At 55.6% G+C, this 9927-nt stretch carries 7 protein-coding genes; 3 read left to right on the forward strand and 4 right to left on the reverse strand.

The window, feature by feature from the left end; all coding sequences use genetic code 11:
• On the reverse strand, nt 1-163 hold a 163-nt coding region (locus ACIQ2T_RS09510), incomplete at its 3' end, for a redoxin domain-containing protein (RefSeq protein ID WP_397590608.1).
• A 175-nt stretch (nt 164-338) separates the two neighbouring features.
• On the opposite strand from ACIQ2T_RS09510, the gene ACIQ2T_RS09515 reads away from it, so the two are divergent.
• Both ACIQ2T_RS09515 and ACIQ2T_RS09520 read left to right on the forward strand, forming a co-directional pair.
• Nucleotides 339-740, forward strand: coding sequence for a hypothetical protein (locus ACIQ2T_RS09515; protein WP_397590603.1), 402 nt, complete (start codon nt 339-341; stop codon nt 738-740).
• A 138-nt stretch (nt 741-878) separates the two neighbouring features.
• Nucleotides 879-2960 carry a TonB-dependent receptor plug domain-containing protein gene (locus ACIQ2T_RS09520; protein WP_397590604.1) on the forward strand — a complete coding sequence of 694 codons (2082 nt, stop codon included), beginning with the start codon at nt 879-881 and terminating at the stop codon, nt 2958-2960.
• Between the two features lie 423 nt (nt 2961-3383).
• Here ACIQ2T_RS09520 and ACIQ2T_RS09525 read toward each other — a convergent pair whose 3' ends face one another.
• Nucleotides 3384-4481 (reverse strand): fatty acid desaturase family protein, encoded by a 1098-nt coding sequence (locus ACIQ2T_RS09525; RefSeq protein WP_397590609.1) that lies wholly within the window; start codon nt 4479-4481, stop codon nt 3384-3386.
• A 221-nt stretch (nt 4482-4702) separates the two neighbouring features.
• On the opposite strand from ACIQ2T_RS09525, the gene ACIQ2T_RS09530 reads away from it, so the two are divergent.
• Nucleotides 4703-6661, forward strand: a complete 1959-nt coding sequence (locus tag ACIQ2T_RS09530; protein WP_397590605.1) for a beta-galactosidase — start codon at nt 4703-4705, stop codon at nt 6659-6661.
• On the opposite strand, the gene ACIQ2T_RS09535 is transcribed toward ACIQ2T_RS09530, so the two are convergent.
• Both ACIQ2T_RS09535 and pheT read right to left on the reverse strand, forming a co-directional pair.
• Nucleotides 6658-8220: a peptide chain release factor 3 gene (locus tag ACIQ2T_RS09535; RefSeq protein WP_397590606.1), complete on the reverse strand. Its 1563-nt coding sequence runs from the start codon at nt 8218-8220 to the stop codon at nt 6658-6660. The genes ACIQ2T_RS09530 and ACIQ2T_RS09535 overlap by 4 nt on opposite strands.
• A 75-nt stretch (nt 8221-8295) precedes the next feature.
• On the reverse strand, nt 8296-9927 hold a 1632-nt coding region (gene pheT / locus ACIQ2T_RS09540), incomplete at its 5' end, for a phenylalanine--tRNA ligase subunit beta (protein ID WP_397590607.1).

Raw genomic sequence — 9927 nt, forward strand, 5'->3', positions numbered from 1 at the left:
GCTGAGCAGTGCGACCCATTTCCGTGGTGCAAACAGGCGTGAAATCTGCCGGATGGCTGAAGAAGAATACCCAGCTGTTGCCAGCCCATTCGTGGAAGCTGATCGGGCCATTTTGCGTTTCAGTATGGAAGTCGGGAGCGATATCGCCAATGTGGAGTGTCATGTCATTTCCTTTTTGGTTTACTTGATATCTCAACAATGATCCCAATCGCCGATCAATGCCAACATAATTACACACTTAATGTAATTGATAATTTGAATGCTTGTATCACGCGTTGTATATGGTTCGGTAATGACACATCACATTACAAAGTCTATGATAACGAGGTATGACATCAATGCGCGCCATAATCCCCAAGCAGCGATCATTGCTCATGGTCATCTTCGCGCTAGCTTTACTCGTCCGGGCAGTGATTCCCGCAGGCTTCATGGTTTCGCCCTCATCGTTGAAACTAACAGTCCAGATTTGTGCAGACGGCGCGCCCGGTCAAACTAGTATCCAAGTCGAAGTTCCGCTCTCGAAAGGCGGGCAGCGCGATAACAGCGATCATGGACAAAAAAGTGAGCCGTGCGCATTTTCTGCCCTGTCGATGGCATCGATGGCAGGGGACCACAGTACATTATTGAACGTTGCGCTGGCAGTAATTGTCGGCACAATTGTCACAAATGGCGCTACGCATTTGCAGCGCAAGACGCGCCATCTACGCCCACCACTTCGCGGCCCGCCCTTATTCGCCTGATATATTGAACTGAACCGGCACAAGCTGCAGCGACCATCGCTGTTGCGCTGCACCACCTTTTTTTTATGCAAATATCCATGCCGTGCGCCAGTTTTACTGGCGGCCAAGGATTTGCATAACATGCGAAGATTTACCCTTATGAAAAGCTCAATCCTTAGCTTGGCCGTCGCTCTGACGGCCACAAACCCTGCTTTCGCTAAAGGAAGCGACCCAAAATCCGCTGATATTATCATTGTGACCGCGCCGCGCCTGACGGCAACAGACGAGGCGCGCGAGACCGAAGATGAACTGTCCACCAGTCCGGATGGCGCAGCCTTTGTTGCACGCCAGCCCGGCGCCGCGCTGATCGCCAATGGTGCATTATCGGGCCAAGTTCAGATGCGCGGCCTATTTGGCGAACGCATCCTGTTGCGCATCAACGGCCAACATTTTGCCACCGGCGGCCCCAATGCGATGGACCCTGCCATGCATTATGCGCCGACGACCTTGATCGACCGTGTCGAAATTGCACGAGGGATCTCGCCGGTTAGGGATGGTCCTGGGCTTGGCGGCGGGGTTAACACAATCCTTAAATATAGCAGCTTTGATGGCAACAGCGATTTTTCGCCGCAGGTTGATGTGTCCAGCCAATATCGTAGTGCCGATGACAGTGTTGCCGCGGGCGGTATGCTTGGCTTGGCCAGCGACGCAGTTCGTGTCGGTATTGTAGGTTCTTATGAGAAGGGCGATGATCTGCGTTTCCCCGGCGGCCGGATTGCGAGCACTTCGTTTAAACGGGCGGTATATGGCGTGCACGCTGGCTTTCGTGCCGGGTCGGGTGAATTTAGCATCGAATATCGGCGGCAGGACACCGGCCAGTCCGGCAATCCACCTTTTGCAATGGATATTGTATATTTCAAAACTGACTTCGCGCGGTTCGGATTTGAAGGCGATCTCAAAGATGATCTGCATTTGGAAGCACATACTAATTATAGCGGCGTCGGCCACCGGATGAACAATTATGGATCGCGGCCAGCGCCTGTCACCGCGATGACCCGGCAATCGGATACCTACGCCGACACGATGGGCGCAGACGCTAATCTGCGGTTTGGGACGGATGATCGCCATATCCGGGTCGGGGCCGATTTCGAAATTATCGATAAGGGCTATATGCTCTACAACCCTTTCACACCGGCGTTCTTCATCCACCCGCTCGACCGCGCGAAAAGTGACCGTTTTGGAGCGTTTATTGAATGGCGATCAGGATTTGGCGCGGTCGAATCCGAACTGGGACTGCGGGTTGATCGGCACGGCGCCTCTACCGAGGCTCCTCGATATGGTCCCGGAGTTCCTGCAGGCCCAGTCAATTTGGCGAATGCTTTTACCGCCGCCGACCGCAATTGGTCGGGCACAAGCGTTGATGCATCGCTGCGACTATGGGCAGATATGGGTGCTTTTACGCCGCGACTTACGCTGGCGCGCAAAACGCGCGCACCAAGTCTGGTGGAACGCTTCTCCTGGTTACCGACCGAAGCGAGCGGAGGTCTTGCCGATGGCAATATCTATGTCGGCTCGGTCGATCTGAAGATTGAAAAAGCATGGGTCGGTGAAATCGGCGTCGATTGGCAGGGTGAAAATGCCTATGCCCGCCCGGTGATATTCTATCGTCGGATCGATGATTTCATTCAGGGTGTGCCATTCGATAATAGCCCGGGCGTCATAAATACGCCGGTTGAAATGGTCGCGGCCGCCAGCGGCGATCCCACGCCGCTGCGCTTTGCCAATACCGATGCAACCATTTGGGGTACTGATATTGCTTTTGGTAAAAAGCTTATCGGCCCGTTACGGCTCGATGGGGTTGCCAGCTATGTCCGGGCAAAGCGGCGCGACATCACTGATAATCTCTACCGCATAGCCCCCGCCAATGGCAGACTTGGCATAAGCTGGGAGGCGGCGCGCTGGTCGCTGTCAATTGAAGGGCAATTTGTTGCCAAACAGAGCAAGGTATCGATGATTAACAACGAAGCATCCAGCAAAGCTCACGCGCGCGCTAATCTATATGGCTATTGGTTGATCCGCGAGGGCGTCCGGCTAGATTTTGGTGTCGAAAACCTGTTTGACGCATATTACCTTGAGTATCTGGCCGGATATAATCGGATTACGGGCTCTGACGTGGCTTTGGGGTCGCGCGTTCCGGGGGCTCGTCGCTCTGGATTTGCAAGGATCCGATGGGCGATCTGATTGGCTGGATAGCTTCATTGCGAGGGCTGCTCACACAAAGTCGAGCAGCCCCCATAATTATTTAGCTTCCGCTTTTAGCGGGTTCTGAAACGGTCTCGAATGACGGACATTGGGCGCAAAGCTGCCGCTCCGCATTTGTCTGGAAACCTGAACACAAAGCCTTCTGAGCAAATTGCGGTGAAAATGTTCGGATCGTGTTCGGATTTTTTAAGAGCTTTATAAACTACTGATTTATAGTGTAAATTTTATAGAGCCGAATCTTGCCAAGGTTGGGGTCGAGGGTTCGAATCCCTCCGCTCCCGCCAGTTTTTCTAGTAAAATCAACGGTTTACAAAATATCCGTTTTACAAAACTCAATTTTAGACCATCCTTGGATCATGCTGGGATTTCGGTAAAAACGAGGCCCGCGATGAACGTTGCCGTTTAGGCGCCCCGCACAAGGGTGCTGCGCGTCAGCCGATAGACCAAGCCAGCCAAGCCATTATAGCTTGCGCGGTGGTACACGGAATCGGGCGCCAGTTGTGCCGTCAGGCGGCGGTGGGCCTCCCCTAGCGCGTGATAGGGCACGCTTGGTAGCAGATGGTGCAGTGCGTGATAGCGCAGCCCTACGGGCGCCCAAATCGACGCAAGCACGCCCGGAGGCGGCACGTTGACGCTATCGAGGAACTGGGCAGTCACGCTTAAAGGTTCGCCGTCATTCTCCCACAAATGCGCTACCAGCGTGCGGACCTGGTTGAGCACCGCGACGCTCGAAACGATCAGCAGGAAGATCAAGAACGCGTTCATAGGAATAAATCCAGTAAACACGCCAGCAAGCAGGGCAATCGACCAGATGCTTGCGGCGGTTTCCTGCATTATCCAATTGCGATGTGCTTCGCCTTCGGCTGCGCGGCGGCGGAAAGCGGGATTAATCGCGAGGCCCGAATAGCGCTCAACAACAATCTTGCGAAGTGGTGGGATGACCAAGGAAAGCGGTGCAAGCACCGCGTTGCGGAACAACAAGGCAAATGGCGCGAACAGCGAAGCAACAATGAACAGGGGCAATGTCCAAGGCTTCATCAAGGCAAGCGGTAGATATTCAGGATCTTGATCGGTGCCGTAACGTGTGCGTGCGTGGTGGAGATTATGGATGCCTTCATACATATAGGACGGCACCAACAGTGGTACGCCGATCACCGCGTTGAACCCTAAGCGGAAGCCGGGAAGCGCGGAATGCTTAACGTGTGTGACTTCATGAATGAAGCCGCCGGCGCGATAGAGCGCGAGCACCGCCACCAAAGCGGCAGCACATTGAAGCCAAATGTTTCCAGAGATGATGGCCACAAATAGTCCGACATAGCCCAAGAAAGCCGATGCCAAAAAGTCGGACCAAAAGATCCGCGGGTTGGGTGTGCCAAGGTCGCGGGTCAGTTCAGTGACCGCGTGCAGCATGGCTTTATCGTCGGGAACGCGTTTAAGCGCTGCCGCGCGATCGGCTACATCGATGCCCGGCAATGCATCCTGCACTGGCGTTAATAACATGTCACTCACGCGCGATTCGATGTGTCCAACTTGAGCCATGCGCCATTGCATAGTCGAGACTCATGGCGATAAAATGGCAAAGTGCCCAAATTGTGCCGCGTTTGTATCGCTTACACTAATCGGTTTTTCTGCCAGCGGCGCCTCTTTGCTTCAATTCTGCGCAACGCGCATGACATCCTTGCGGACTTGTCAGTTGCGCGCGGTTCGCTAAACCAACGCATATGTTAGGCGTCTGCTATTATCCTGAACATTGGCCGGAAGACTATTGGTCGCGCGATGCGCAGCGTATGCGCGACTTGGGCTTGACCTATGTCCGCATAGGCGAATTTGCCTGGGGCCAGATTGAAAAAAGCGAAGGGGTCTATGATTGGGCGTGGATGGATCGCGCGATTGAAACCTTGGCTGCGGCTGGCTTGAAACTGGTGTTGGGCACGCCAACCGCAACGCCGCCCAAGTGGCTGTGCGACAAATATCCGGACATTCTACCAGTTGATATTCACACCGGCCACGTGCGTGGGTTTGGGTCGCGGCGACATTATGATTTTTCGAGTGGAACCTATCTGGTGCAGGCCGAACGGATCACCGAAGCCATGGTGGCGCGTTATGGCAGCCACCCCGATGTTGCCGGTTGGCAAACCGACAATGAGCTATGTTGTCACGATACAAGCATGAGCGCATCGCCAGCGGCCTTGAAAAAATTTCGCGCCTATTGCGCGCGACGTTATGGGTCGATTGACGTGCTGAATACCGCGTGGGGCAACGTTTTCTGGTCCATGGAATATGACAATTTCGACCAGATTGAACTGCCATTTTTCACCGTGTGCGAAACCAATCCAGCGCATCGCTTGGCCTATCGTCGGTTTGTTTCGGAACAGGTTGTGCATTTTCACGATGTTATGATTGCCGCCATTCGGCGCCATGCCGCGCCCGACCAATGGGTGACGCACAACATCATTCCGCCTGCTACAACGGGTGTCGATAATGCGGCTTTAACCCAGGCGCTCGATTTTGTGAGCTACGACAATTATCCGCTCGGTTTTTCCGACCAATTGATGGCAAAGGCGCCTGCGGACGAGTGGAAGCCGTTTATGCGCACCGGGCACCCCGATCTTGCTGCGCTAAACTTTGATTCCGTGCGCGGCCTGTCCAAAGGCCCCTGGTGGGTAATGGAGCAGCAGCCAGGTCCCGTGAACTGGGCGCCACATAATCCGCGCCCGGCACCCGGCATGGTCCGCCATTGGACGCTTCAGGCATTTGCCCATGGCGCGGCCTGTGTGGCCTATTTCCGCTGGAGGCAAGTGCCGTTTGCGCAAGAACAAATGCATGCAGGGTTGTTGCGGCCGGATGATATGCCTGCCGCGGCATGGGCAGAAGTTGCGCAGGTCGCAGCAGAGATTCAAATGCTTGGTGACTTGTCACTGGTCGCGTCAAAGGCACAGGTTGCGATTGTTATCGACGCTGTGTCGGGATGGGTGGACGATATTGAGCGCCAAGGCGCGGGATATCATTATGATGCAGTCGTGTTCCAATATTATTGCGCCTTGCGCGGGCTTGGCGTTGATGTGGACTTTGTTTCGGCAGGTGCAGCGGAGCTCGAGGGTTACCGGCTGATCATTATGCCGTCGCTGGCATTGGTTGACGACGCAATGTTTGATAGACTGAACGCAAGCGAGGGACTGTTGCTATTCGGCCCGCGCTCCGGCGCTAAGACAGAGGAATTTTCAATCAGTGCGGGCCTGCCGCCCGGTCGGCTGCGCGCATTCATACCGATCAAAGTGACGTCTGTGGAAACGTTGCGCCCCGATTGTAACGGGACAATCTCTTACAAAGACACAATCCACGAAAGTGGTCGTTGGCGCGAAACGATTGAGGTTGGCGACGCAGAGGTCATCGCGACGTATGAGGATGGCGCACCTGCGGCGATCCGGTCGGGGCGCAGCCTATATCTCGCAACCTTGACCGATGACGCGTGTGTCAAAAACATGCTTGTTGATTTATGTGCCGAGGCGGGGATTGCGATAACGCCCCTGCCGCTGACGTTGCGCTTGCGCCGGCGCGGTGACCTCACCTTTGCCTTCAACCTCGCTGACATATCGGCGAAAGCGCCTGCACCAGACGGTGCCCAGTTCGTAATCGGTGGCGCAGACATCGAACCCTTTGGCGTTTCTGTCTGGCGTTAGCGTTCTTTGGTCGCGCTAAATTTCAGGTCTGGATGCTTTTCCTGTTGATAGCTGACATCCCATGATGACCGCGCCATGAAAACAGGGTGGCCATCGCGATCCTTCGCCATGTTCCCGCCGTTAAAGGATATAAATTGCGCCAATGCGCTCTCTGAACCAATCAACCAGCGCGCCGTATCATAAGGTGCAGCTTCCAAGAATGCGTCGACCTTATATTCCGCCTCAAGCCGCGAGATAAGCACATCGAGCTGCAACTGCCCGACTACGCCAATGATCCAGTTGGAACCGATTTCAGGATAGAATACCTGGATCACGCCCTCTTCGCTCAAGTCATCTAGCGCCTTACGCAGTTGCTTAGTTTTGGTCGGATCGCGCAGCACAACGCGGCGCAAGATTTCCGGCGCGAAATTCGGCAAGCCTGTAAAGCGCACATCGTTGCGTTCGGACAAGGTGTCACCAACGCGCAACGTGCCATGGTTGGGAATGCCAATGATATCGCCGGGTTCGGCGCTGTCGGCAATTTCGCGGTCTTGCGCAAAAAACAAGATCGGGGAATGGATCGCAACTGGCTTTCCAAGCCCTGACGGTGTCAGCTTCATACCGCGCTTGAATGTGCCGGAACACAAACGCATGAAAGCAATGCGGTCACGATGTTGCGGGTCCATATTGGCCTGCACTTTGAAAATGAAGCCAGTGACTTCTTTTTCCGACGGGTCAATATCGCCTTTCGAACTTGGCTGCGGACGGGGTGACGGGGCGTAGGCCGCAATGGCATTGATCAGCTCAATCACGCCGAATTCCTTCAAGGCGGAGCCGAAATACACAGGTGTCAGGTCGCCGTTCTGGAACGCGGTCAAGTCAAAGTCAGAATAGCCGGCTTGGGCAAGCTCGGCTTCTTCACGCAGCCGGGCAACACCCGCTGGTGTCAACACCTGCTCGAGCGTTTCGGCGTTCAGGCCCGAATGATCGCTGGTCTTGCCTTCGAAAGCCTTGCTGTCGCCGGACGGCTGGCTCAGACGGCCGCTGTTGAAATCATAAAGCCCTTCAAACTCGCCGCCCATGCCGACGGGCCAATTCATCGGGCATACATCAAGGGCGAGCGCGTCGGCGACTTCGTCTATGGTTTCAAATGCCGGACGGCCTTCACGGTCGACCTTGTTGACAAAGGTTATGATCGGCACGCTGCGCAGGCGGCAAACTTCGAACAGTTTGCGGGTCTGCGGTTCGATGCCCTTCGCAGCGTCGATGACCATGATGGCCGAATCGACAGCGGTCAGTGTACGGTACGTGTCTTCCGAAAAATCCTCATGCCCCGGCGTGTCGAGCAGATTGAAGACGATATCGTCTTTCTGGAACGTCATCACTGACGAGGTAACGGAAATACCGCGCTGTTGTTCGATCTTCATCCAGTCTGAACGCGCGCGCCGCGCTTGGCCGCGTGCCTTGACTTCGCCAGCCAAGTGGATCGCGCCGCCTTGCAGCAGCAGTTTTTCCGTCAGCGTGGTCTTACCAGCGTCAGGGTGGGAAATAATGGCAAAGGTCCGGCGGTTCAGCGTCATGCCCCGCGGCTTAGGGACGATTGATTATCGCTTCAACCCGTTTGTCAGCAGGTCGGCGGCAATCACCCGGCCTTTTTATCCGCGCAGCACTGCACCCAGTTTTGTGGCAGCCGCGAGCACCTTGTCTGAGATGGCTTTAAGATCGTCATCGCTATAGCTTTTGTCGGACGGCTGCAGCGTAACTTCAACTGCCAAGCTGACTTGGCCCTCAGGAACGCCTTGACCGACGAAACGGTCAAATAGCCGCACCGCGACGATGTTGTCCTTGTCACAACCCTTGATGGACCGAAGAAGGTCATTGGCGGGGGTGTCTACTGGGACCAGAAACGCAAAGTCGCGCGTCACGGCCTGCAATGCAGGCGGGGTAAATGCCGGACGCATAAACCCTGCAGCTTTTTTGAGCGGTATGGCGTCCAGAAAGATTTCAGCCGCCACGATATTGCTATCAAGGTCGAATGCCTTCGCGGTTGCTGGATGCAATGTGCCAAAGGCCGCCAATATGTTTTTTGGTCCCATGCGCAATGTCGCAGACTGACCCGGATGATAATGCGCGCCTGCATCGCCCATCACCAACAAATTGTCCGTGGCCACACCAGCGGCCTTCAGCAGCGCTATCGCCTCTGCCTTTGCATCGAACGCGTCAAAGCGTGCCGCTTTGCCCGATGCCCAGTTCCGTGTCGAACGCTCGCCTGCCAGAACGATGCCAGCCGTGACGCGCTCGTCGCTCATGCCATCGGTGCCTGCAAAGTAGCGCCGTCCAATCTCAAACAATCGCACGGCTGATGCGCCGCGATCCATATTGCGTTGTGCGGCCGATAGCAGCCCGGGCAACAATGAAGGCCGCATGACCTTCATTTCCTCGGATATCGGGTTTGCAAGGCTCCAGTCACCGCCACCAAAGGCGTCCGCCGCCTTTTGTGGTAGGAAGGACCAATTGATCGCTTCGTTCAACCCGCGTGCAGCAGCGGCGCGGCGTACTTTGCGCTCCAACGACTGTGCAGGCGTCGAGGTTGGTATGGCCACGCCATCTGCGCGCGGAAGCGGAACGGACACGACATTGTCGAGGCCAACCATGCGGACAACTTCTTCCACAATATCGGCTGAGCCGTCGACGTCACGGCGCCATGATGGGACACCGACACTCCAGTCGGAGGTCACGGAAAAGCCAAGCCTTTCGAGGATGTTGCGCTGTTCGTCCTGCGGCACGTCAATGCCGCCAAGGCGTCGGCAATAATCGGTATCATATGAAATGTTGCGCGGCGCAACTGGCGCTTGGCCGGACCGCGCGATGGCGCTTGCGGTTCCGCCAGCATGGTCCAGGACCAACTTGGTTGCAATCGCCAACCCGTCATCCAAAAAGGCAGGATCGACGCCGCGTTCAAAACGCTGACGTGCGTCGCTGGTCAATGCAAGCTTCTGGCCAGTACGTGCGATATGCTCTGGGTCGAAAAAGGCACACTCGATGAGGACGTCGGTCGTGCCTTCCGACACACCGCTATGTTCGCCGCCCATGATGCCGCCAATGTCATGCACCATTGCATCGTCGGCAATCACGGTCATGCTTGCGTCAAGCGTGTAGCTTTTGCCGTTGAGCGCGACCATCTGCTCACCGTCGACGGCCTTGCGGGCCACAAGCGCACCGTTCAGCTTATCGCGGTCATAGACGTGCAGCGGACGGCCAAGATCAATCGACACAAAGTTCGTGAT

This window comes from Sphingorhabdus sp., assembly GCF_044357595.1.
Classification (GTDB): domain Bacteria; phylum Pseudomonadota; class Alphaproteobacteria; order Sphingomonadales; family Sphingomonadaceae; genus Sphingorhabdus_B.